The sequence below is a fragment of the Methanobrevibacter arboriphilus genome (assembly GCF_019669925.1).
GTDB classification, from domain to species: domain Archaea; phylum Methanobacteriota; class Methanobacteria; order Methanobacteriales; family Methanobacteriaceae; genus Methanobinarius; species Methanobinarius arboriphilus_A.
In genome coordinates, this window is sequence record NZ_AP019779.1 from 2,267,880 (window position 1) to 2,293,372 (window position 25,493).

The following is a 25,493-nucleotide window of genomic DNA, read 5'->3' on the forward strand; positions in this document are numbered from 1 at the left end:
TCTATCTTTATAATTGTATAAAATATTCTTCATAATTTTAATTCTTTATCAACTGATTATTATACAATAGCTAAATTTATTAATAAGAATTATTATAATTATGTTTATTATAAAAAATTAATATTGATTATAAGTTAATAATGTTTATAAAAATGTTTATAGGTATGTTATAAATTAAAAATAGAAGGTTGTGAAGCTAGTGGAACTAATAATAGCTAAGTTCGGAGGAACTTCGATAGGTAATGGAAAAAAAATAAGAAAAGCAGCCCAATCAGTTGTTAATGAATATATGAAAGGCAACAAGGTAGTTGTAGTGGTATCTGCAATTAATAAAACAACTGACAACCTTATAAAGATTGTTGAAGATTCTGTGGATTCTAATGTTACTGATAAACAAATGGCAGAGATATTATCTATGGGTGAAATGACTAGTGTAAGAGTAATGTCTTCTGTAATTGAATCTTTAGGTGTTAAATCTGAATATATTGATCCTTATTCTGATGAATGGCCTCTTTTAACAGATAATAAAGTTATTGAAGCTAGAATTGATTTTAAAGCTTCAGAACTTATGAGCAAAGAATTGAATAGGATATTAGATCAAGGAATAATTCCTGTTGTTTGTGGATTTTTAGGTAAAGGGCCTGATGGTGAAATAACTACTCTTGGTCGTGGTGGAAGTGATATTACAGCTTTTCTTTTAGGGCATTCTTTAAATGCTGATGAGGTAATAATCGTCACTGATGTTGATGGTGTAATGTCCACTGATCCAAATAAAATCCAAAAAGCTAAAAAGCTTGATAAGATATCTGTAGAAGAAATGAGAGATTTAGCTACTCATGGAGCTCAAGTGCTTCATCCACATGCTTTGAGATATAAGGATCCTTTGATTAATGCAAAAATTATAAGTCATGAGTATGGTGATCTTTCTAATACTGGAACTACTATTGTAGGTCCTTATGAAGGGGAAATGATGAAGACTACTATGTTATATCCTGAACCAATATCTGTTGTAGCTATTGTTGGTGATGGTATGCTTAAAAAGCCAGGTTTGCTTTCAAAAATAACCACAATTTTAGCTAAAAATGATATAAATATATTTGGTATTTCTGCTGGTCAAAATTCTGTGACTATTTTTATTAATAAAAAGAATTCTGATGAGGCTTATCATTTATTACATGATATGGTTATTGATTCTGAGGAACTTAGTTCTCTCTCCCTTGGTAAAGAGATAGCTATGTTAACTCTAGTTAGTCCTGACTTTATTGAAACTCCAGGTATTATATCAGATATTACAGTTCCATTAAGAGAAAACAATATTAATATTGTTGAGATATCTTCTTCTCAAACTGCTGTTGTTATCTTTGTAGAATGGGCAGATGGGGAAAAAGCTTTTGAATTAGTTAAAGATGTTTTAGAATAATATTAAAAATTAATATATTCGAATTTATTTAAAATTATTTAGAATTATTTTAAGCTATTTTAAATTAGTTTAAATTATTTAGAATTATTTTAAGCTATTTTAAATTAGTTTAAATTATTTAGAATTATTCTAAGCTATTTTAAATTAGTTTAAATTATTTAAAATTATATTAAAATGTGAAAAATTAAAAATATGAGGGGAAAAATATGAATTTTGAAGGTACAGCAGTAGCTATGATTACACCTTTTACAGAAGATAATGAAGTTGATGAAGATGGGTATAGAGAAAATATTAACTTCCTGATTGAAAATGGTGTAGATGGTTTATTAGCTGCTGGAACAACTGGGGAATCAGCTACTATAACGATTCCTGAACAAAAAAGACTTATTGATATTTTAATTGAAGAAGTTGATGGAAGAGTTCAAACAATTGCAGGTGCAGGAAGTAACTCAACACAAGATGCATTGGAGCTTGTTCAATATGCAGAAAGTGCTGGTGCAGATATGGCACTTGTTATAACTCCTTATTATAATAAACCACAACCTCATGGGCTCATTGAACATTATAAATCCATAAACAATAATTCAGATATTCCAATCATTGTTTATAATGTTCCTAGTCGTACTGGTACTGATATTGATCCTGAAACTATAACTGCTGTAGCAGGATTAGATAATGTTGTTGCTATAAAAGAAGCAAACCCAGATCTTGACAAAATGTCTAAAACTCGAAAAACATTAATTGAAGCTGATTTAGAGGATGAATTTTCTATACTTTCTGGAAATGATGATCTTACTGTTCCTATGATGTCACTTGGAGCAAAAGGTGTTATTAGTGTTGTAGCTAATGTTGATCCTTTTAGAATGAGTCAAATGGTTAATAATTGTTTGGATGGTAGCTATGAAAAAGCTATGGATCTACACTATGAATTATATAATCTTATGAAAGTTTTATTTATTGAAAGTAATCCTGTTCCAACTAAAGTTGCTTTGAAAATGTTAGGAAGGCCTTCTGGAGATATAAGATTACCTCTTGCTCCATTAAAAGATGAAAATAGGTTAAAGGTTAAACAGGTTTTAAATGATTTAGAATTATTATAATCTAAGATCATTATAATCTAAGATTATTTTAGTTTAAAGGTTACTATAATTTAAAGATTATTCTAATCTAAGATTATTTTAATTTAAGGGTTATTAATTTATAGAATATTATAATTTAGAATTATTATTAAGCTTAAAATTATTATATTTTAAATATTACTAAATTTAAAAATATTACTTGACTTAAGATTGATAAACTTAAAAATAAAGATTATATAAAAAGTTATTAATATTATAAAAAATTACTAAGGGTGTTATATTTATGTTAAAAGTTGCTGTAACTGGAGCTGGTGGGAGAATGGGCTCTGGTATTATTAAAAAAATCCTTGAACAGGATGATATTGAAGTAGTAGCTGCTATTGAAATACCAAATACTCCTCTTGAGGGAAAAGATATTGGAGAGGTTATTGGAATTGGTAGTATTGGTGTTAAAACTAATGGAGCTCAAAATTTAGAGGCTGTCCTTAAAGATGCAAAACCAGATGTTTTAGTAGACTTTACAATAGCTAATGCTGCATTCGAAACAGTAAAAATAGCTGCTTCACTTGGTGTTAATATTGTTGTTGGAACTACTGGTTTTACAGATGAACAATCTATGGAAATAGCTAATATTGTTGAAAGATCTAATATAAAAGCTGTTGTTTCTTCAAATATGGCCATAGGTGTTAATGTTTTCTTTAAAGTCTTACGTGATTTAACTCCAATTCTAAATGATTTTGACATTGAAATTATTGAAGCTCATCATAATAAAAAGAAAGATTCTCCTTCTGGAACAGCTATGACTGCTTTTGAGACAATAGCTGATTCTCTTGAAAGAAATGCTGATGAAGTTTGCGTTTATGGTAGGCAAGGTCTTGTAGGTGAACGGACTAAAGAGGAAATTGGTCTTCATGCTATACGTGGTGGGGATATTGTTGGTGATCATACTGTAATGTTTATAGGTGATGGTGAACGCCTTGAAATTACTCATAGAGCTCATACAAGAGAAGTTTTCATAGCAGGGGTTATGAGATCTTTAAGGTTTATTATGAACTCTGAATCTGGTAAAGTTAGTGATATGGCTGATGTTTTAGGGATTAAATAATTAAATAAATAATTAAATAAATATTTTTAATTAATAGTTTCAAAAAATAAGTTTAAATAAATAATTTTATTAATAATTTCATTAATAATCTTATTTATAGTTTAAATAATAGTTTTAATTAATAGTTTTAGATAACAGTCTTAATATTTGGTTTATTAAAATCTTAATGGTTTATTTGGTGATGAAATGGTAAATGTAGGAGTACTTGGTGCAACTGGAATGGTCGGACAAAGATTTATTCAACTTTTGGATAAACACCCTGATTTTGAAATAACTGCTTTAGCAGCTTCTTCTCGTTCAGCTGGTAAAAGATATGAAGATGCTACAACATGGTATCTTGATGATGCTATGCCAGAATCTGTAAAAGATATTGTTGTATCAGAGACTGATCCTTCTTCAATAAGTAATGATGTTGATATACTGTTTTCATCTCTTCCTACTGAAAATGCAGCTGTTGTAGAGCCAAAATTTGCAGAAAAATTTATAGTTGCATCTAATGCAAGTGCAATGAGAATGGAAAAAGATGTTCCTCTTGTAATTCCAGAGGTCAACCATGAATTTTTAGATATTATAGAAGTTCAGCAAAAAAATAGAGGTTGGGATGGTTTCATAGTTACTAATCCTAATTGTAGTACTATTGCATTAACATTAACTTTAAAACCAATTTATGATAATTATGATATAAATAGAGTGTATGTATCTACTATGCAAGCTGTTTCTGGTGCTGGTTATAATGGAGTTCCTTCAATGGCTATTGTGGATAATCTAGTTCCTTTTATTGGTGGTGAAGAAGAGAAAATGGAAAGTGAAACACTTCATTTACTTGGAACTCTTGATGGATTAGAAGTTAAACCTGCTCAATTCGGTCTTACAGCATCTTGTCATAGGGTAGCTGTTTTAGATGGTCATACTGAATCAGTCTTCATTGAATTAGATCAAGATATTAATATAGATGATATAAAAAATGACATGGCTAATTTCAAATCTCTTCCTCAAGAATTAGATTTATATTCTGCTCCAAAAAACCCAGTTATTGTTAAAGAGGAAGATAATAGGCCTCAACCAAGAATGGATAGGAATGCTGATGGTGGAATGGCTGTAACTGTTGGAAGGCTTAGAAAAGATCCTGTGTTTGATAATAGTTTTAAGTATGTTTTAGTTGGCCATAATACTATTCGTGGTGCGGCTGGAGCTTCTATTTTGAATGCTGAATTGATTAATAAAACTATTTTATAATCTTTAAATATTCTTAACTTATATAATCTTTATAATTTATATAATTCTATAAGATTTTTAAGATTTACAATGTTTTAATTCATAATATTTTATCATATAATTTTAATTTATATTATTTTAATTCGTATTATCCAAATTCTTATTATTTTAATTTTTATATTATTATCTTAATTTTTATTTTCTTAATTTTTATTTTTTATAATTATATTCCTTTTTTTATTTTAAGAGCTTTAATTAACTATATAAATCAAATAAGTATATATATGATTTTTAATAAATATTTTATTATTTAAGATTATGATTGAAATTATAATAATATTATAATTAATATAATTAAATAATATCTATATTTGATAAAATAAAATTAATAATTAATAATAATTAATAATAATTAATAATAATTAATACTAAAATTATTAATACAATTAGTAATAAGATCAATAATAAAATTAGTAATAAAATTTACAATGGTTTTAATAATAAATTTAATTATAATACATTTAATTAAGATTATCTAATTAAAAATAACTTTAATTAATAATAGCTTTAATTAAAAATTGATTAATCAAAGTGGATTTAATAAAAATAGATTTAATCAAATAAATCTAATCAAAATAGATCTAAACCTTGCAATAATAGCTTTATTAATAATGTTTATTAAAAATAATGTTAAAAATGATATTTATTAGAAATAATGTTATGAATAATGATTATTAGAAATAATGTTAGAAATAATATTTATTAGAAATAATGTTTATTAAAATTAATAATATTAAACATCACACTTTTTATTATATATCATCTTTATTAGGGACTTTGGGATATTATGGTAGAAAAAGATAAAGAGAAGGTTAAATTACAAAATCTTGTTAAATCTTGCTTATTAGAGATAAATGAACTTAAAATAGATCTCATGAATCTTGAAAATGAAAAAAATCTTTTAAAAAATGATGAGGCTGTTGAAAAGTTAGAATCCATTGTTAAAGAGAAAGAATCTGTTATTTCAAATTTAAATGTTGATTTAAATAATTTAAAAGTAGATATTAGTAATAAGGAAAACATAATAAAGAACCAAGAATTAAAAATCGAGGATCTTAGTAATTTTAAGGATTCTTTTGATGATATAAGAACCACCCTTGAAAAAGATCTTAAAAAATTTAAAACAGAAGAACTTAAAGAATATAATGAAAAAATTGAATCTTCATTAGCTACTATTGTTGAAAAAGATAAGAAGATCAATGCTCTTTTAGATGAAATAGAGTCTTATAAAGAGAAAATAAATGATTTAGAAAGTAATATTGCTAGTAAAGATAATTTAATAGGGATGCAAAGAGAGATTGACAATAAAGAAAGTGAAATTAAGTTATTAAAAGCAGCTTCTGTAGATCAAGAAGTTTTCAAGTCTATTAAAAAAGAGTTAGAAGATAAAAAAATTAGAATTAAAGAGTTAGAAGATTTTCAGTCATCCTTTGAAGAAATAAAATTGTCTTATGAAGATAAATTATTTGATAAAGATAAAAGGATTGAGGAATTAGAAAAAATTCAATTATCTTTTGATGATATTAAAACTTCTCTTGAAAAGGATATTGAACAATATAAAAATAAAGAACTTGAAGAAATTAATTCTAAACTTCAATCTGCTCTTGATAAGATTGTTGAGAAAGATAACAAGATTAAATCTTTGATTAATCAGATCAATGATAAAAAACTAGAAATCAAGGAAATTAAGGATAATAATGTTTCTAAATTAGATTATGATCGATTGAAAGATGAAATTAATATTAAAGATTCGAAAATTCAAAGGTTAGAGGAAATAAAAGGATTATTTTCAGATTTAGATAAAAATTATGCTGATAAACCACAGGATTCTTTAGGTAAATCAGTTGGGTCTGATTCTGAAGCATTAATTAGTGAAAAATCCTTTGAAAAAGTAGATGAATTGAATAATATTCAGAATGAAGATAATATTAGTAAGATTAAAGAAACTGAAAATGAGATAAAAAGACTTAAGAATGAATTAAACTCATGTAAACAAGTTAATAAAGAGCTGGAGTCTATAAAAGATAATTATAAAAAATTAACTTCTTCTCCAAAAAAAGATTTAACCTCTTTCCAATCTCAGATTTATTATTTAATTCCTGATGAACCTATGGATTCTCAGGAAATTCATAATTACATTCAAAAAACATCTTTTAAAGATATTTCTTATAATAACATAACTAATATTATTTGGGGTCTAGAAAGAAAAGGTTATTTAAAACCTGAAAACCCAGAAAAACCTAATGAAACTAAATGGATTAAGATAAACAAATTAAAATAAACAAATTAAAATAAATAAATTAAAATAAATAAATTAAAATAAATAAATTTTAATAAATTCAAATACTTTTTTATTAATTATTTTTAAAGATATTAATTTCTTATTCATTCATATTCTGCTTGTTTTGTATTTTTCATAATTTAATTTTTTACAAAAGCCCTTATGTAAGATGCTTCTGAGGATATGTTTAATGGAATAAAATATGAGTCATATTTTTCTTTCACTAATTTATCTGTTTTAGTTAAGTTTTCAACAATCCATATATTATTTTTAAGTAATTTTTTATGAATTTTATTTTCACCTGTTTTATCTACTGAACAGCTATCTATAGCAATCCCACAAATTTTATTTTCAATCAAGAACTTAGCTAGTTGTTTTGAAATATAAGGATTTTTAAGGAAATAGCCTTCTTCACCCCAATGCTTGTACCAACCTGTCCTTAAAATAATGATCTTTTCTAAATGATCTCTTGATTCAATATTTTTCATTGATTTAATTTCTTCAAGTTCTTTATTTTTATATGGTTCAATATCTTCTATCTTTATACCTCTATCAAAAACATCATCTTTTGTTTTTAAAACACTAGCTTTTCCTGTCAATGTATTAAGATTTAATTCATTAACCTTTTTACCATTTTTAATATAATGATAAGGAGCGTCAATATGTGTTCCTGTATGTAAACTTCCACTTATTTTGAATAAAGAATAATCTGAATCTTTTGCGACATCTTTTAATATGAATTCAGGATCTCCAGGATAAACAATCATATTATCTTTCATTTCATGACTTAAATCTATATGTTTATAGTTCATTTTATCCTCATTTTGTTATTATTTATCATTATTTTATCTTAATTTCATCCTAGTTTTATCCTTATTTTATTTGAATTTTAACTTAGATTTATCTATTTTTAGATTGATTTTATTTTTACTTTATCTTAATTTTATCATATCTTTGATATTCATGTCCTTTTTAATAATTATATTATTCATATCAGGTATTATATTTATAATTCTTTGTATTAATTGTTTTTTCTGTATTTTTATTTATCTTTATTTTTATTTATCTTTATTTTTTCTAATATTATTATTTATTAGAAATTAATATAAATTACATAAACTAAAATATAAAATGATAGTAGTGATTTGAATAAAATAACTTTGAATTTTCTTATTATAAAGATTAAAATATTTTATTTGGAGCGATCTTATGAATAATGGGGATGGTAATGATAAAGATATCATTGATGATAAGAAAATTAATAATGATATAGGAGATGATTTTAAAACAGAAGGGGTATCTACTATACTTGGAGATCCAAAAAAAGCTATATTAAAGTTATCTGGACCTATGATTATAGCCATGTTAATAACTTCTTTTTACAGTCTTATTGATGGTGTTTGGGTAGCTGGTCTTGGTCATAATGCTCTTGCAGCTATTGGATTCATATCTCCTATTTTTTTGATGGTTATGGGATTTTCACAAGGTCTGGGGGTAGGAGCTACTTCTGTAATTTCTAGATTCATTGCTGAAGGAAATAAGACTAAAGCTGACAATGCCGCTCTTCATATTATCCTTCTTACAGTAATTTTCGCCATTATTTCTATGGTTTCTATGGGATTATTTTTACATCCAATTTTAGAAATACTCGGAGCTGGAGTCACAACAGAGGCAATGAATTTAGCACTTAGCTATGGTAATGTTTTATTTGCTGGTTCAATATTCCTTGTATTTACTGCAACTGCTTATGGAATACTTTTGGGTGAAGGAAATGTTAAAAAAACCACTTATGCTATGTCTTTTGGAGCTATTTTAAATATAATTCTTGATCCTATTTTTATATATGTCTTTAATTGGGGAATGGCTGGTGTGGGATTTGCTACTGTGGTATCTCTAGGTATTGTAAGTGTTATAATTCTTTATTGGTTTAGAAGAGATACTTACATAAACTTTTCATTAAAGAATTTTGATTTTAATAAAAATATTTTAAAGAAGATCTTAGCTGTAGGTATGCCTGCAGGAGCAGAATCTATTATAGTTGCTCTTTTAGAAGGATTTTTAATCATGATATTAGTTACAGTTTCTGGAACTGATGCTGTAGCTGTTTATTCATTAGGTTGGGTAGTTATAATGATAGCTATTGTACCAGTTCTATCTGTTACAGATTCTGTTGTTCCTGTAGTTGGTGCTTCATTTGGTGCAGAAAGGTATGAGGATTTGGAAATAATTCAAAATTATTCAATAAAAATTGGAACTTTAATAGCTGTTATGACTGCTTTAATCACTTTTATATTAGCACCTTATATTGCAGGATTATTTACTTATTCTCCTGAAACAACAGCTTTACATAATCTTATTACAGACTTTTTAAGAGTAATGACATTATTCTGTATATTTATTCCAGCAGGGTATGTATCTTTATCCATATTTCAGGGTCTAGGAAAAGGTTTATATTCTTTTATATTGAACTTAGTAAGTCAACTTATTTTCATTGTAATATTTGCTTATATTTTAGCTATTCCTCTTGGAATGGGTCAATATGGTGTTTGGTGGGGAATTATATTTGGAAACATAATTGGGAGTATAATTGGTTTCACATGGTCAAAATTATATATAAGAAAGATTATAGCCTTTAATAGTGAAAATGAAGTTTTTTGATATTAAAAATTATTCTATTGATTTTAGCTATTTAAATATTAAATATAACATAATATAATTTAACATAATTTAATTTAACATAATTTAATATAATTTAATATAATTTAACATAACTTAATTAATACTTTTGATAAATCTCTGATTTTTGTATCAATAATTATTATTAATAATTTTTAAACTATTATATCAAAAAGATTAGAAAATTATTGGACTTCCGAAAGTTTTATATATAACCTCAAACCCACTTTATATTGTAAAATTTATTAAAGTTAATAGAGGTTAATAAATTTTAGATAATTTTAATATGCAAATTTATTTTAAATATGTATTTTTTTTGCAATATAACTTTATTAATGCTTGCTAAAAGTTGATAGGTAGTTTATATCTATCTAAATATTGTATTAATTTCTATTAGCTTGTTATAAATATTGTAAATTTATACATATTTAGCTATAATTATTATATTTAAGTTTAATATTTTATTTGCATATTAAATTATAAAAGTTTATAATAAATAAATTATGAGGTGATTTTTATGGCACAAGGCCAAGGACAACCAATTTTAGTTTTACCTGAAGGTACTAATAGAATTTTAGGCAGAGATGCTCAAAGAAATAACATTTTAGCTGGTAAAGTATTAGCTGAAACTGTAAGGACTACACTCGGTCCAAAAGGTATGGACAAGATGCTTGTAGATGGATTAGGAGATATTGTAGTTACTAATGATGGTGTAACCATCTTAAAAGAAATGGATATTGAACATCCTGCTGCTAAAATGCTTGTTGAAGTTGCTAAAACTCAAGAAGATGAAGTAGGGGATGGAACTACTACTGCAGTAATTATTGCAGGAGAACTCCTTAAAAAATCTGAATCTTTATTAGACATGGATATTCACCCAACTATCATTGCTATGGGTTACAGACAAGCAGCTGAAAAAGCTCAAGAAATTTTAGAAGATATCTGTATCGATGATGTTGGAAAAGATACTTTAGTAAAGGTTGCAATGACTGCAATGACTGGTAAAGGAACTGAAAAAGCTCGTAAACCTTTAGCTAAGCTCGTCGTTGATGCAGTTCAACAAGTAGCTGAAGATGGTGAAGTTGAAACCGATCATATTAAAATCGAGAAGAAAGAAGGAGCTACTGTCGATGAATCTGCTTTAGTTCAAGGTGTAATTATCGATAAAGAAAGAGTTCATCCAGGTATGCCTAAAAACTTAACTGATGCTAAAATTGCTTTAATTAATTCTCCAATTGAAGTAAAAGAAACTGAAATGGATGCTGAAATTAGTATTACTGATCCTACTCAAATGCAAGCTTTCATTGAACAAGAAGAAACTATGGTTAAAGATATGGTAGCTAAAATCGCATCTTCTGGTGCAGATGTTTTATTTGCTCAAAAAGGTATTGATGATTTAGCACAACATTACTTAGCTAAAGAAGGAATTATGGCTGTAAGAAGAGTCAAAAAGTCCGATATTGAAAAATTAGCTAAAGCTACTGGAGCTACTGTTGTATCTAACATAGATGATTTAGCTGCAGAAGATTTAGGTTCTGCTGGTGAAGTAACTGAGAAGAAAATATCTGGAGAAGATATGATCTTTGTAGAAAAATGTAAAGAAGCTAAAGCTGTAACTTTACTTGTAAGAGGAAGTACAAAACACATAGTTGATGAAATCCAAAGAGCTGTTGAAGATGCTATTGGTGTAGTTGCTGCTACTGTTGAAGATGGTAAAGTTGTAGCTGGTGGTGGAGCTCCAGAAATTGAAATGGCTAAAAAATTAAAAGATTATGCTGATTCTATTAGTGGAAGAGAACAATTAGCTGTAACTGCATTTGCAGAATCTTTAGAAGTTGTTCCTAAAACTTTAGCTGAAAATGCTGGTCTTGACAGTATTGATTCTTTAGTAGATCTCAGAGCTTCTCATGAAAGCTCTCCTTATATGGGTCTCGATGTCTTTGATGGAAAAGTCACTGATATGAAGGAAGCTGGAGTAATCGAACCTAAACGTGTTAAAAAACAAGCTATTCAATCTGCTTCTGAAGCAGCTGAAATGATTTTAAGAATAGATGATGTAATTGCATCTGTTGGTGGCGGTGCACCTGATATGGATGGTATGGATCCTGCAGCAATGGGTGGAATGCCTCCTATGATGTAATAATTTTACATCTTTTTCTTTTATTTTTTTTATTTTTACTACTTTTTGTATTATCTGTATTTTTTGTAATATTTTTATTTATTTTTATTCTATTTGGATTCTATTTGTATTTTTTAGATATTTTTTAAATTTTGTATTAAAGATTAATTCATATTTTATTGATTTTTCATGTTTTGAATTTCTCATTTTTTAAATTATTTTCATTTATTTCAAAAATTCTTAAAAATTGATAAGTAATAATTAATGATTGATAAGTAATATTTAATAAATTTTTAGTAAATTAATAGATAATAATTTGAAATATTGATTTTAAAAAATAAGGCAATGAAAATTAGTATAATTATAGATTAAGATGCCTATCTTTTATTAAGATATCTGTTTTTTTTATTGTGTTATAAATTGGAATATATATTGAAATATAAATTGAAATGAAAAAAATTAGATATATTAGAAATTGTATTTTATTAAGAATTATATAATGTTAATGTTTATTAAAATTTGTATATTGAAATTATTTTTAAAATTAATTATTTTTAAATATTGATAATATTGATACTATAAAAATTAGTCATTGAAAAAATAAATATTATGAAAAGTAAATATTGTATAAAATTCTTAAATTACAAAATTCTTAAAAACTATTTTAATAGCTATTTTAAAAGTAGATTTATGTTTATATGATGCGGCTGCCGGGATTTGAACCCGGGCTGTAGGCTTGGAAGGCCCAAGTACTAACCAGACTATACTACAGCCGCGATGCGGCGTCCGGGATTTGAACCCGGGTCACTGACGTGGCAGGCCAGAGTCTTAACCAGGCTGGACTAACACCGCAAATGTATAAAATATTCTATAATTCAGAACACAACTATACATTATTTCTTATCATATATAAAATTTTGCATTTTTTAATTTGATTGGTAATACAATTCCATATTATATCTTATTAATTATATAAAAACCATATATTATTATAGCTACTTTTTGTTAGTTTAATCTTAATTTGATTAAGTTTATATATCTTAAATGTAATATTCTTTAAAGGCAATGAAAATTTTTAATTTATATAAATTTTTATATGGATATTTTATATAATTTGATAATAGTTGTTGTAGATATTAATTATTTGTTTAAATGTTAAATATAAAAATGATTATTGGTATTCTAATCATTAAAATTGATTATAATATCTATTAATCCTCAGAGGAAATTTCATGGACTTTAAAAAAATAGGCTTGCCATTAGCTATAATTGTGGCTATAATTATAATGGTTATACCTCTAGATGGTCTTAGTTATTCAGGTCATATGGCATTAGCACTTCTTGTCTTTGCTGTTATAATGTGGGTAACTGAAGCTCTTCATTTAGCAGTTACATCTATCATTATATTATTTATGCAACCTATACTTGGTATTGCATCTTTTGAAAATGTAGCTATCGGATTTGCAAATCCTATTCTATTTTTAATGATAGGTGGATTTATTATAGCTGAAGGTATAAGAAAAAGTGGTTTAGTTGGAAGATTAACTTATGTCATGTTGGATAAAGTGGGAACGACATCGAGTAGGGGTTTATTTGTTAGTGTTTTTTCAACTGGAATACTGTCAGCTTGGATTGAAAATGTAGTTGCATTTGCATTAGTTCTTCCTATAATTAAAGAAATTATAGATCTAATGGGTTGTAAAGATGTTTGTAATGCAAAAAGTAATTTTGCAAAGGCTATGGTTTTAGGTGCTTCTTTTGCTTCTCTTGCTGGAGGTTTAGCTACTGAAATTGGTACTGCTCCAAACTTAATGGCTGCTGCATATACTCATATTCCATTTGCTAATTGGATGGTATTTGGTCTTCCTATTGCTATCATAATGTTATTTGTAATATGGAAATGGTTAGGGTTTGTTTTCCCATCAGAGGTTAAAGAGGTTATTGGTGGAAAGAATACTTTAACTGATAAATTAGATGCGCTTGGGTCTATGACTAAAAATGAAAAAATCGCTTTATCTATATTGTTATTTACAATTGCTTTATGGATTACAGCGGGTTTTACTGGTTTAAATAGTTATTCTATAGCTTTAATAGGAGCTTCACTTTTCTTTATATTTAGAATTATTGATTGGAGAGATGCTCAGAAAAATGTTGATTGGGGACTTATCATGTTTTTCGGAGGAGCATTATCATTAGGTGCTGCTCTTTTAAACACTGGTGCTGCTGCATGGTTAGTCAATGATATATTCCATATTGTTGGTTCTAATCCATCTACAATGATTTTAGTTTTAGTTTTAATGGTAATTGGTATTTTAATTACACAAGTGATGTCTAATGTAGCTTTAGCTGCTATTTTAGTACCATTATCTGTTACTTTGGCTCAATCTCAATCTTTACCAATTGGAACATTCGCGGTTCCTGTAGCTATTGCTTGTTCATTATCTTACATGTTACCTACAGCTGATCCTACAGTTGCAATGGCATATGGTACTGGATTTGTAAAGATAAAAGAGATATTTAAGGCAGGAGCTCCGTTGGTATTTATTGGTATGATAGTTTCTATTATAATTTTATTTACTATTGGAGAACCATTCTTAGCAACTTAAAATACTTTAATTTTTTATTTTTAATTTTTTGTATATTTTTTTTAATTTTTTATTTTTATTTCTTAAATTTTTTTTATATAGATTATTTCTTAATTTTTTTATATTTTAGTTTTATATTTTAGTTTTACATTTTAGTCTTATAATTTATTTTTTATTTTTTAGATATTTTGCTATTATTGGTGGTTATAGTACAATTATTGGTTATATTGCATTGTTTTAATTTTAAAATTAATCATTATTTTGTTATATTGAGTCTCTTTATTTTACTGTAATATATAGGAAACATTAATATACTATAAAAACAAAATTCTAAATATTATATAATGATTAATAAATTCAATTAATCTAAAATTAATTTATTCTTTTTAAAATTTTTAATCAATTAAAACAATATTAATAATTATGGTGTGATTTTATGGCGGGAATTATTGGTTATGGTGCTTTTGTGCCATCATATAGGATCAAAGTTGAAGAAATAGCTAAAGTATGGGGGGATAACCCAAAAGCAATATCAAATGGGCTTGTTGTGAATGAAAAATCAGTCCCTGCTCCTGATGAAGATACAGCTACAATATCTGTTGAAGCTGCTAGAAGTGCATTGGTTAGGGCTAAAATTAATCCTCAAGATATTGGGGCAGTTTATGTAGGTTCTGAATCTCATCCTTATGCAGTTAAACCAACAGCTACAATTGTTGCTGAGGCAATTATGGCTACACCAAGTATGACTGCTGCTGATCTTGAATTTGCATGTAAAGCAGGTACTGCAGGTATGCAAGCTGCTATAGGTTTAGTTGACTCTGGAATGATAGATTACGGATTAGCAATAGGTGCAGATACTTCTCAAGGAGCTCCTGGGGATGCTCTTGAATATACTGCATCTGCTGGTGGAGCAGCTTTTATAATTGGAAAAGAAGGCACTGAAAATGGATCAATAGCTGATTTTGGTGATACATATAGTTTTACTACTGATACTCCTGATTTTTATAGACGTGAGGGTCAACCTTATCCATCTCATGGTGGGAGGTTTACAGGTGAACCTGCATACTTTAAACATGTATTAGGTGCAGCTAAAGGAATTTTTGAAAAAACTGGGACTGGTCCAGAAGATTATGATTATGCAGTTTTTCATCAACCAAATGGTAAATTTTACTTAAAAGTTGGTAAAAAATTAGGATTCAATAATGAACAGATAAAAGATGGTCTTTTAACTCCTGTTATTGGTAATACTTATTCTGGAGCTACTCCTCTTGGTTTAGCTTCTATTCTTGATAAAGCTAAAGCTGGGGATAATATATTGGCTATTTCATATGGTTCTGGTTCAGGTAGTGATGCTTTTACATTATCTGTAACTGATATGATTGATGAAAAAAGGGAATTAGCTCCTAAACTTAGTAATATGATTGAAAATAAATCTTATGTTGATTATGCTGTTTATGCTAAGTATAAGGGTAAATTAAGAATGTCCTAATATTCTATTTAGGATGATATTTGAAATATAAGTTTAATATAATAATTTGGAGATAATTTTAATATAATAATTATGTTAATATTATAATAATATTTAATAATAATATTAATAATAATATTAATAAAAATACAATGTTATAATAATTTATAATAATATTTATAATACTATTTATAGTAATAGTTATAATAATAGTATATAATTTGGAGATAAAGATAATATGAGAGATGTTGCGATTATAGGAGTCTCACAAACAAAATTTGGAGAATTGTGGGATTCATCATTTAGACAATTAATAGCTGAAGCAGGTCTTAATGCTATTGAAGATTCTGGAGTAGGAGGTAATGATTTAGATGCTATGTTTGTTGGAAATATGACTGCTGGTCTTTTCATCCAACAAGAGCACATTGCTGCACTTATAGCTGATCACACTGGTTTAAATCCAATCTCTTCAACTCGTGTTGAAGCTGCTTGTGCTTCTGGTGGACTTGCTCTTAGACAAGGAGTAATGGCTGTTGCTTCTGGTTATCATGATATAGTTATTTCTGCTGGTGTGGAAAAGATGACTGATGTTGTTGATGCAACACCAGCTATAGCTACTGCATCTGATCAAGAATGGGAAGCCCAACAAGGTGTAACTTTCCCTTCACTTTATGCAATGATAGCTAGACGTCATATGTATGAATATGGAACTACTCGTGAACAATTAGCTGAATTTTCTGTAATTAATCATAAGAATGCTTCTAAAAATCCAAGAGCTCAATATCCTTTTGAGATCAGTGTGGATAAAGTTTTAAATTCTACTGTGGTTGCAGATCCTTTAACTCTTCTTGATTGTTCTCCTGTTACTGATGGTGCAGCTGCAATAGTCTTATGTCCTGCTGAAATGGCAAAGCAATATACTGATACTCCTATTTATGTAAAAGCTTCTACTCAGGCTTCTGATACAATAACTTTACATGATAGAAAAGATATTACTACTATTGGATCTACTAAAGTTGCAGCTAAAAAAGCTTATGAGATGGCTGGTGTTACAACAAAAGATATTGATGCTGTGGAAGTTCATGATTGTTTTTCAATAAATGGTATTTTAGCTATTGAAGATTTAGGATTTGTTGAGAAAGGAAAAGGTGGACAAGCAGTAGAAGAAGGTATAACTCATATTGACGGTGAAATACCAGTAAATCCATCTGGAGGACTTAAAGCAAGAGGTCATCCACTAGGTGCTACAGGTATTGCTCAAGCTGCTGAAATTGTATGGCAATTAAGAGGAGAAGCTGATAAACGTCAAATTGATGGTGCAGAAATTGGTATGACTCATAATATTGGGGGTACTGGTGGTACTGCAGCTGTTCATATCCTTTCTAGATAATTTTGTGTTATTTAATTATAACACCTTTTTTAACCTTTTTTAACCTTTTTTATCTTTTTTAAGTATAATTATATTCTAAAAGAAGTTTTTTATTTAATTTTTTATTTAATTTAATCTATTTTATTTATTTTATTTATTTTATTAATTTTATTAAAAATAATATTAAAAATAATATAAGTTATAGAGTTATGATTTAGATTATATTTTAAAATATTATTTTAGAATATATTTTTTGTAAAGATATACTTTTATAAACATGCTTGAATAATAATTAAAATAGTAATCAATAATGATAAGAAAAATATAGAATAATATAAGAAGAAGATTGTAGAAGAAGAGATTAAATTCTCTTGGGGGGAGAATTATGAAATCTTCTTCTTAGTGTTTAGATTTTTAATAAAACCATTAACACAATCGTTATATATGTTTATACTTTCATATATACTTTATTTTTATTTAATTGTATTAAGATAGTTTGTAATATATAAAACAGTTTTATTAAATGAATATAAACAATTTAATAATTAGGTTATTTTAGTAGTGTTTTAATTAATTCTTTTAATTAATGTTTTGAATCTTATTTTTATTTATTAATTTATTATTTATTAATTTATTTTTGATTATTTAATAGATTATCGATGAAATCCATATCTAAGTTTTTTTCAACTATTTTAGCTAGTCTGTCAATAGAATAATCTTTTTTTGTTTCATAAGGGTCTTCTTCATACTTTGTTTCAAGCCCTTTATTTTTTCTTATATAATTTAAAAATTCTCTTCTAAAGTTATAATTATGAAATATTCCATGGAAATAGCTACCAAATACATTTCCATTTATTGCTCCATCAAAAAGCATTTTTTGATCTTTTTGTTTTATGTTTCCTATACCTTTCTTTATTTTTAATAATGGTGATTCAGTTCTAAAATTATTAGTGTCTTTAATATTTTTATTAGTGCTATTATTATCATTAGTATTATAATTATTATTAGCTTTATTGTTATTGTTGTTATTATTATTAGCTGTATTGGTAGTGTTATTATTACTGTTATAATGGGAGGGGTCTAATGTTGTAATTCCTTCATGAATTTCATAACCTTTAATTATTTCACCTTTAATAGATGAGAATATGTTTTTAAAATCTCCATATTTATCTTTAATTGTTCCTTCATTTAATATAACTCCTTCACTTTGCTCAACAATTTTTTCTTCTGAAAGATTATTCTTAAAAAATGTTTCTATATTTAAAAGGCCAAGACCATCAACTGATCCTTCATCAGATTCTCTTCTATTTTCATCATATATTTTTTTCCCGAGAATTTGATATCCTCCACATATTCCTACTATTGGAACATTAGGATGTTTCTTGCTAATCTCTCTTATTTGATTAGCCATTCCACTTTTTTCCATAGCTATCATATCTTCAGTTGTGTTTCTTGTTCCAGGTATTAAAATTGCATCAATATCAATGATTTCATCATTAGAATTTATTATATTATCATTTATATCAATAAGCTTTAAACCAACATCATCTTCAAATTCAAAAGGATCAATATCTGTAAAATTAGCTATTTTAGGTAGACGAATAACTCCAATAACAATATCCTTATTTGAATTAAATTTATGCTCAAATAATGATGCAGAATCTTCTTCTGGTAAATGAAGATCATGGTCATAAGGTAAAACTCCTAAAACTGGAGCATCAATAATTTTCTCTATTTTTTCAATTCCAGGCATTAGTATATCTAGATTTCCACTAAATTTGTTTATTATAACTGCTTTCAGTCTTGATCTATCATAATTATCTAAGAGTGAGAAAGTTCCAGCTATTGATGCAAAAACTCCTCCTTTATCAATATCTGCAACAAGTAATACATCAGCATTAGCTATATGGGCTATTTCCATGTTAGCTAAATCTTCTTTTCTCATATTTATTTCTGCTGGTGATCCTGCTCCTTCAATAAATATGATATCATATTCTTTTTTAAGTTTTTCAAGTGACTCATTTATCGCTGTTAAAGCTTTTTCTCGGAATTTGTGCTGATAATCATAAAAATTCATATCATCTACGGCTTTTCCCTGGATAATTACTTGGGATTTGAAATTTCCTTTTGGTTTAAGAAGGATAGGATTCATATGTATGCTTGGTTCAACATCCGCAGCTTCTGCTTGTAAAACTTGGGCAATAGCTATCTCTCCATTTTCTTTTGTAGTATAAGAATTAAGTGACATGTTCTGTGATTTAAATGGTGCTACTTTATAACCTCTTCTGGAGTATATTCTGCAAAGAGCAGCTACCATAACACTTTTTCCTGCATTTGATGAAGTTCCTTGAACCATAATACATTTAGCCATTTTTTTACCTTTTTTAGATAATTTTATTTTTTAGAAGTTTTTTTATAATATTGTTATAATATTTTTTTATAATAATTTTTAATAGTACTTTTAATATTAATTTTAATAGTATTTTTAAGTATTTTTAATAATAATTTTCAATAGTACTTTTAATATTAATTTTAATAGTATTTTTTAAAGTATTTTTACTCATATATATTATTCTTATTAATAATCACTATTTTCACTAATAAATACTATTTTTGTTATAATCACTGTTTTTTATTAATTTTTATGAGTTATATAACAAAAATTTATTAATATACAGTATAAACTTATAAAATTGTTAGTTAGATATATGTAATTCTTTTAAGCTTGATAACATATTTGATTTATTAGATCATATATTAATAAAATTACTATATTAAAGTTTAATTCAATAAACTTTAATTGATTTATTTATTTTTATCTTTTTTATATTTAAATTAATCACATAATCTAATAATTAATAATCTTTAATAGTTAATATTTCCCATGATTAAATTTTTTCATGATTAAATTATTATAATATAAAATTTAATATTAAATTTAATATCAAATTTAATATTTTTTTCATTTAAGTTAATATTAAATTATATAAAAACCTAAATATAATTATTAATAACTTAAATTGATTATAAATAGAAGTGTAATTATGAAGTTTAATAAAGATATTAAGGGGCCTACTGAGATAACAAAAAATTTCAATGAAAATTTAAGAAAATCATTGCCTTTTGATAATAACATAGATTTTAAAGAAGTTGAAAAAGGCCTTATTGATACAACTGAAGATCTTATAATAAAAGGGAAACTATTAGATGAAATATGGAATTTGAAGGATTATAACTTCTTAAAAGATGATTGGAAATCAACGGTTAATCCAAGTTTATGGAGACAAGCTCAATTAAATTTATGCAATGGTTTATTTGAAGTTTGTGAAAGTGTTTTTCAGGTAAGAGGTTATGATATTTCAAACATCACTATTATTGAAAGGGAAACTGGAATAATTATTATTGATCCATTGGTTTCTGAAGAAAGTGCTAAATCAGCAATGGAATTATATTATAAAAATAGAGGGGAAAAAACTGTAAAAGCTGTTATATATACTCATAGTCATATTGATCATTATGGTGGAGTAAAAGGTGTTGTTAACCAAGAGGAAGTTGATAGTGGGAAAGTAGAAATAATAGCTCCTGAAGGTTTTATGGAAGAAGCTGTTAGTGAAAACATATTTGCAGGAAATGCAATGTTTAGAAGAGCAAATTATATGTATGGTAATACTTTATCTCCATCACCACAAGGCCATGTTGATGTTGGTCTTGGAAAGCAAGCTTCTAAAGGCATATCTTCTTTAATTAAACCAACAAAGTTTATTAAAGAAACTGGAGAAAAGCTAAACATTGATGGTGTGGATATAGAATTTATAATGGCTAATGGTACTGAAGCTCCCTCTGAATTTATGATGTATTACCCTCAATTCAAGATATTTAATGCATCAGAAGTTATTTCACATCATATTCATAACCTTTACACTTTGAGAGGTGCTAAAGTTCGTGATGCAAGAAAATGGTGGAAAGCTATTGATAGTATAATTAGCATTTATGGGGATAGTATTGAAATTTTAATTGCTCAACATCACTGGCCAAAATGGGGAAATAAAAAGATTATTGAACTGTTAGAAAAAGAAAGAGATGCATATAAATTTTTGCACGATCAATCATTGAGATTAGCTAATCAAGGATACAATCCAGTAGAAATTTCAGAAGAAGTTAAACTTCCTAAAAGCTTAGAAAAAGAGTGGTATCTAAGAGATTATTATGGTAGTTTTAATCATAATTCTAAGGCAATATATCAATTTTATATTGGTTGGTATGATGGAAATCCTGCAAATTTATATCCTTTGCCTCCAGAAGAAGTAGGAAAAAAATATGTTGAGTTTATGGGAGGAGCAGATAATGTTCTTAAAAAAGCTAAAGAATCATTTGATAAAGGGGAATATAGATGGGTAGCTGAAGTATGTAAACATATCGTATTTGCTGATCCTAATAATGAACAAGCAAGATATTTAGAAGCTGATGCTTTGGAACAATTAGCTTATCAAACTGAAACAGCAACTTGGAGAAATAATTTCCTTTTAGGTGCATTTGAATTAAGAAATGGTGTAAAAGCACTTTCTATTGAAAGATCTGACTCATTTTTATCAATGCCTACTGAGCTTATTATGGATTACATAGGATTATTAGTAAAAAAAGAAAATGCTGAAAATATCAACATAAAAACAAATTTAAAATTAACTGATAGAGATGAAATTTGGTTCATGTCTTTGGAAAATTCAACATTCATTTATCGAGAAAATTCTATTGATAAAAATATTAATTTTGAGTTAAATATAACTATTTCAGAATTATTAGAACTTTTCCTTGATAAATCAGATTTTAATGAGATTCTTGAAGATAAAACTAAATTTAAAGGTGATGAAGATCTTTTAAAACAATTTATTGATGTTTTTGTTCCATTTGAAAATAATTTTAATATTGTTACTCCCTAATAATTTTTAATTATTTTCTAATTTCAATTATTTTTATTTAAAGTTTCTCTATTTATCTAGATGTTTTTTATTAAAGGATTTTTTATTTATTTAAAGTTTCTCTATCTATTTAATGTTTTTATTTTTAAATTGGGGTTCTATAAAATTATTTATAATAATATTTTTTAATCTTTTTTTAATGGATTATATTATACACCTTTATAATTTTATTACATAATTTTATAGTTTTATTACATAAATTTATAATTTTATTACATATTTATTTTTATTACAAATTTTTATACTTTTACAAATTTTATTATTAAAATAATCAAATATTTCTTAATTTTATAAAAATAAAAATTTTTATAATTATATAAAATTTATAAAGTACTTTATATTGAAAACATTTATTAATGATAGAGTACAACATATTCATACAAAAAGTTAGTTTAATATTTATCTATTTTTTTATTATTTTTATTTGAAAATCTATGTCAAAATAGATGAAAACGTTTTATGAAACTAACATATTCTATATATAAAAAAATAAATAATATTCTATCCTAAATATTAAATTTTATTAAAAAAATTTCTAATATTAAAAAATTTCTAATAAAATAATTTGAATTATGATAATTATTATTAAAATTATTGTTAACAAAAATAATAATCAATAAAATAATAAAAAGATTTAAATGTTTATTAGATAAATAAGACTATTGAATATTAACTAAATTTAATTAATTATAAAAAAATAAATTTTAGTTAATTGGAAAATGGTTAAAAATCCAATTCAAGCTTAATTGAGGTTACTATATGAAAATTAATAAAGAATCCTCTAAACATTTAGATGATTCACAAAAAAAATTTGAAAGTAGTATGAATTATAATAATATTAAAAGTACAGAAAATATTTGTTATAATGATATTAATGGTAGTGTGAACCCTATCAATGATATAAACCCAAATAAAACTTCAATTAAGAAAGAGGCGATTAAAATTACATTTGATACTAATAAAAATCAGGATCTTGCAGAAAATATGGAGAATGATGATATTTCTGAAGACGAACTAAAAAATGAGAATATAGAAAAAGAAGAAATTGAATCAGATGATAATGATTCAGAAAATAATAAGGATGAATTACCTCAAAATAATGAGGATTCTCATTATGAAAAACAAAACATGTTAGATTACAAGGACATTGGGAGTACTAAGGATATTGATGTCCCTCCTCTTTTAATAGATCAAGTTATTGGACATGAAGAGTCTGTTGAAACCATTAAAAAAGCAGCTAAACAAAGAAGAAATGTTCTTCTTATTGGTGACCCTGGTGTTGGAAAATCTATGATAGCTAAGGGTATGGCAGAACTTTTACCTCCAGAAGTACTTCAAGATGTTTTAGTTTATCCAAATGCTGAAGATTCTAATAATCCTTTGATTCGTACAGTTCCTTCTGGTGATGGTAAAAGAATTGTAATGGCTAATAAAAGTACTACAAAAGGTTATGAAGAGAAAAAACTTATTGTCACAATGATCTTAATTGCTGGTGTTCTAGCTCTTGGTTTTATATATAGGACTCAGCTGTTATTTGCAATTTTAGCTGCCCTTTTCATATTCTTTATATCTATGCAAATAAAACCTAAAAATATCACAATGGCTCCAAAGTTATTAGTTAATAATTCTGAAAAAAGATTTGCACCATTTGAAGATGCTACTGGTGCCCATGCAGGTGCACTCTTAGGTGATGTTCGTCACGACCCTTATCAATCTGGTGGTCTTGGTACTCCTGCACATGAGCGTGTTGAACCAGGTATGATTCATAAAGCTAATCGTGGAGTTTTATACATTGATGAGATTGGTACAATGACCATGAAAACTCAACAAGAACTCCTTTCAGCTATGCAAGAGAAAAAATACTCTATAACTGGTCAAAGTGAAAATAGTAGTGGGGCTATGGTTCGTTCTCAAGCAGTTCCATGTGACTTTGTTCTTGTTGCATCAGGTAACATTCAAGTTTTAGAAGGTATGCACATTGCTATGCGTTCTAGAATTAGAGGTTATGGTTATGAAGTCTTTATGAAGGATAACATGCCTGATACAAAAGAAAATAGGAAGAAACTTATTCAATTTGTAGCTCAAGAAGTTAAAAATGATGGTAGAATTCCTCATTTTTCACCAGAAGCATTGGATGAGATTATAAGAGAAGCTAAGAGAAGAGCTGGTAAGAAAGAATCTCTTACTTTACGTCTTAGAGATCTGGGAGGACTTGTTCGTGCAGCAGGTGATGTAGCTAAAGAAGAAGGAGCTAATCTTGTTCATGCGGAACATGTTTTAACAGCTAAAAAGTATTCTAGAACATTAGAACAACAAATTGCTGATAGGACTATTGTTCAAAGAAAAGAGTATGCAGTATTCAATCCTGAAGGTGGAAAAATTGGTATCGTTAATGGTTTATCTGTAATTGGAGATAGAAGTGGTTTAATGTTGCCAATAGCCGCAGAGGCTGCTCCTGCTCAAAGTAAAAGGGAAGGAAAAATCATTGCTACTGGTAAATTAGGTGAAATAGCTAAAGAATCTGTTCAAAACGTCAGTGCACTTATTAAAAAGCATACTGGCACTGATATCTCCTTGTATGATATTCACATTCAGTTTTTACAAACTTATGATGGAGTTGAAGGTGATAGTGCAAGTGTTTCAATTGCAGCAGCTGTTATTTCAGCTATTGAAGAGATTCCAATTGACCAAACTGTTGCTTTAACTGGATCACTTAGTGTTCGTGGAGATGTATTGCCAATTGGTGGAGCTACTAGTAAAATAGAAGCTGCAGCTGAAGCAGGAATTAAAAAAGTTCTTATTCCAAGATCTAACATGACTGATGTTATGATTGAGAAGAAATATGAGGATGCAATTGAGATTATTCCTGTTGATACTTTAAGTGATGTTTTAGAAAATATTCTTATTGGTTGTAGTGAAAAAAATAGTTTGATAAAAAAGATGAAAAAGATTAGTAGTGCGGTAGCTGATAAAGTTCCTAAAAGACCTTTAAATGCATGTGATATGCCTAGTAAATCCTAATTAAATTAGGATTTATTTTTTTATTTTTATTAGTTTTATTATTTTTAGTTTTATTATTATTTTTAGCTTTATTATTATTTTTAATTTTATTTATTTTTATCAGTTAGTTTTTAACTTTA

The 25,493-nt window shown here is 26.7% G+C and carries 14 protein-coding genes and 2 tRNA genes; 12 read left to right on the forward strand and 4 right to left on the reverse strand.

Annotated features, from left to right (window positions below; genetic code table 11):
• The first annotated feature begins 199 nt into the window (after positions 1–199).
• The 5 genes from MarbSA_RS09795 (at position 200) to MarbSA_RS09815 (ending at position 7,160) form a co-directional block, all read left to right on the forward strand.
• Positions 200–1,420, forward strand: a complete 1,221-nt coding sequence (locus MarbSA_RS09795; RefSeq protein ID WP_221061530.1) for an aspartate kinase — start codon at positions 200–202, stop codon at positions 1,418–1,420.
• Positions 1,421–1,626: 206 nt separating this feature from the next.
• On the forward strand, positions 1,627–2,520 hold the full coding sequence (dapA, locus tag MarbSA_RS09800) for a 4-hydroxy-tetrahydrodipicolinate synthase (RefSeq protein ID WP_042703601.1): 894 nt from the start codon (positions 1,627–1,629) through the stop codon (positions 2,518–2,520).
• Between the two features lie 262 nt (positions 2,521–2,782).
• Complete coding sequence (gene dapB, locus MarbSA_RS09805) at positions 2,783–3,604, forward strand: 4-hydroxy-tetrahydrodipicolinate reductase (protein ID WP_054834967.1); 822 nt, start codon at positions 2,783–2,785, stop codon at positions 3,602–3,604.
• Between the two features lie 186 nt (positions 3,605–3,790).
• Positions 3,791–4,840 carry an aspartate-semialdehyde dehydrogenase gene (gene asd, locus MarbSA_RS09810; RefSeq protein WP_054834966.1) on the forward strand — a complete coding sequence of 350 codons (1,050 nt, stop codon included), beginning with the start codon at positions 3,791–3,793 and terminating at the stop codon, positions 4,838–4,840.
• Between the two features lie 826 nt (positions 4,841–5,666).
• Positions 5,667–7,160 carry a coiled-coil domain-containing protein gene (locus tag MarbSA_RS09815; protein ID WP_221061531.1) on the forward strand — a complete coding sequence of 498 codons (1,494 nt, stop codon included), beginning with the start codon at positions 5,667–5,669 and terminating at the stop codon, positions 7,158–7,160.
• Between the two features lie 140 nt (positions 7,161–7,300).
• Here the strand turns inward: MarbSA_RS09815 and MarbSA_RS09820 are convergent, their stop codons facing one another.
• Positions 7,301–7,972, reverse strand: a complete 672-nt coding sequence (locus tag MarbSA_RS09820) for a cyclase family protein (RefSeq protein ID WP_082398061.1) — start codon at positions 7,970–7,972, stop codon at positions 7,301–7,303.
• A 397-nt stretch (positions 7,973–8,369) separates the two neighbouring features.
• On the opposite strand from MarbSA_RS09820, the gene MarbSA_RS09825 reads away from it, so the two are divergent.
• Entirely contained in the window at positions 8,370–9,818 is a 1,449-nt protein-coding gene (locus MarbSA_RS09825; protein WP_221061532.1) for an MATE family efflux transporter, read from the forward strand.
• A gap of 535 nt (positions 9,819–10,353) precedes the next feature.
• Positions 10,354–11,976: a thermosome subunit alpha gene (gene thsA / locus MarbSA_RS09830; protein ID WP_042703611.1), complete on the forward strand. Its 1,623-nt coding sequence runs from the start codon at positions 10,354–10,356 to the stop codon at positions 11,974–11,976.
• A 681-nt stretch (positions 11,977–12,657) separates the two neighbouring features.
• Here thsA and MarbSA_RS09835 read toward each other — a convergent pair.
• Both MarbSA_RS09835 and MarbSA_RS09840 read right to left on the reverse strand, forming a co-directional pair.
• Positions 12,658–12,731: transfer RNA gene (locus tag MarbSA_RS09835), tRNA-Gly, on the reverse strand.
• Positions 12,732–12,733: 2 nt separating this feature from the next.
• Positions 12,734–12,807 (reverse strand) — tRNA-Gly (locus tag MarbSA_RS09840).
• Between the two features lie 380 nt (positions 12,808–13,187).
• On the opposite strand from MarbSA_RS09840, the gene MarbSA_RS09845 reads away from it, so the two are divergent.
• The 3 genes from MarbSA_RS09845 to MarbSA_RS09855 all read left to right on the forward strand — a co-directional run bounded on the left by MarbSA_RS09845 (position 13,188) and on the right by MarbSA_RS09855 (position 17,398).
• The gene (locus tag MarbSA_RS09845; RefSeq protein ID WP_054835219.1) at positions 13,188–14,561 is read left to right on the forward strand and encodes a DASS family sodium-coupled anion symporter; all 1,374 of its coding nucleotides are present in this window, start codon (positions 13,188–13,190) and stop codon (positions 14,559–14,561) included.
• Positions 14,562–14,976: 415 nt separating this feature from the next.
• Positions 14,977–16,029 (forward strand): hydroxymethylglutaryl-CoA synthase, encoded by a 1,053-nt coding sequence (locus tag MarbSA_RS09850; protein WP_221061533.1) that lies wholly within the window; start codon positions 14,977–14,979, stop codon positions 16,027–16,029.
• Between the two features lie 217 nt (positions 16,030–16,246).
• Positions 16,247–17,398 carry an acetyl-CoA acetyltransferase gene (locus tag MarbSA_RS09855; protein WP_042703617.1) on the forward strand — a complete coding sequence of 384 codons (1,152 nt, stop codon included), beginning with the start codon at positions 16,247–16,249 and terminating at the stop codon, positions 17,396–17,398.
• Between the two features lie 610 nt (positions 17,399–18,008).
• Here MarbSA_RS09855 and cobQ read toward each other — a convergent pair.
• Complete coding sequence (gene cobQ / locus MarbSA_RS09860; protein WP_221061534.1) at positions 18,009–19,748, reverse strand: cobyric acid synthase CobQ; 1,740 nt, start codon at positions 19,746–19,748, stop codon at positions 18,009–18,011.
• Positions 19,749–20,421: 673 nt separating this feature from the next.
• On the opposite strand from cobQ, the gene MarbSA_RS09865 reads away from it, so the two are divergent.
• Positions 20,422–22,314 carry an alkyl/aryl-sulfatase gene (locus MarbSA_RS09865; RefSeq protein ID WP_244987872.1) on the forward strand — a complete coding sequence of 631 codons (1,893 nt, stop codon included), beginning with the start codon at positions 20,422–20,424 and terminating at the stop codon, positions 22,312–22,314.
• Between the two features lie 1,167 nt (positions 22,315–23,481).
• Positions 23,482–25,374 carry an ATP-dependent protease LonB gene (gene lonB / locus MarbSA_RS09870; protein ID WP_244987902.1) on the forward strand — a complete coding sequence of 631 codons (1,893 nt, stop codon included), beginning with the start codon at positions 23,482–23,484 and terminating at the stop codon, positions 25,372–25,374.
• The last annotated feature ends 119 nt before the right edge of the window (positions 25,375–25,493 follow it).

What these genes read in the sequence shown, in the direction of transcription:
- dapA (WP_042703601.1), top strand. Translation starts at nt 1,627, where the DNA reads ATGAATTTTGAAGGTACAGCAGTAGCTATGATTACACCTTTTACAGAA.
- thsA (WP_042703611.1), top strand. Translation starts at nt 10,354, where the DNA reads ATGGCACAAGGCCAAGGACAACCAATTTTAGTTTTACCTGAAGGTACT.
- MarbSA_RS09855 (WP_042703617.1), top strand. Translation starts at nt 16,247, where the DNA reads ATGAGAGATGTTGCGATTATAGGAGTCTCACAAACAAAATTTGGAGAA.
- MarbSA_RS09850 (WP_221061533.1), top strand. Translation starts at nt 14,977, where the DNA reads ATGGCGGGAATTATTGGTTATGGTGCTTTTGTGCCATCATATAGGATC.
- lonB (WP_244987902.1), top strand. Translation starts at nt 23,482, where the DNA reads ATGTTAGATTACAAGGACATTGGGAGTACTAAGGATATTGATGTCCCT.
- asd (WP_054834966.1), top strand. Translation starts at nt 3,791, where the DNA reads ATGGTAAATGTAGGAGTACTTGGTGCAACTGGAATGGTCGGACAAAGA.
- MarbSA_RS09815 (WP_221061531.1), top strand. Translation starts at nt 5,667, where the DNA reads ATGGTAGAAAAAGATAAAGAGAAGGTTAAATTACAAAATCTTGTTAAA.
- MarbSA_RS09820 (WP_082398061.1), bottom strand. Translation starts at nt 7,972, where the DNA reads ATGAACTATAAACATATAGATTTAAGTCATGAAATGAAAGATAATATG.
- MarbSA_RS09865 (WP_244987872.1), top strand. Translation starts at nt 20,422, where the DNA reads ATGAAGTTTAATAAAGATATTAAGGGGCCTACTGAGATAACAAAAAAT.
- cobQ (WP_221061534.1), bottom strand. Translation starts at nt 19,748, where the DNA reads ATGGCTAAATGTATTATGGTTCAAGGAACTTCATCAAATGCAGGAAAA.
- MarbSA_RS09825 (WP_221061532.1), top strand. Translation starts at nt 8,370, where the DNA reads ATGAATAATGGGGATGGTAATGATAAAGATATCATTGATGATAAGAAA.
- dapB (WP_054834967.1), top strand. Translation starts at nt 2,783, where the DNA reads ATGTTAAAAGTTGCTGTAACTGGAGCTGGTGGGAGAATGGGCTCTGGT.
- MarbSA_RS09845 (WP_054835219.1), top strand. Translation starts at nt 13,188, where the DNA reads ATGGACTTTAAAAAAATAGGCTTGCCATTAGCTATAATTGTGGCTATA.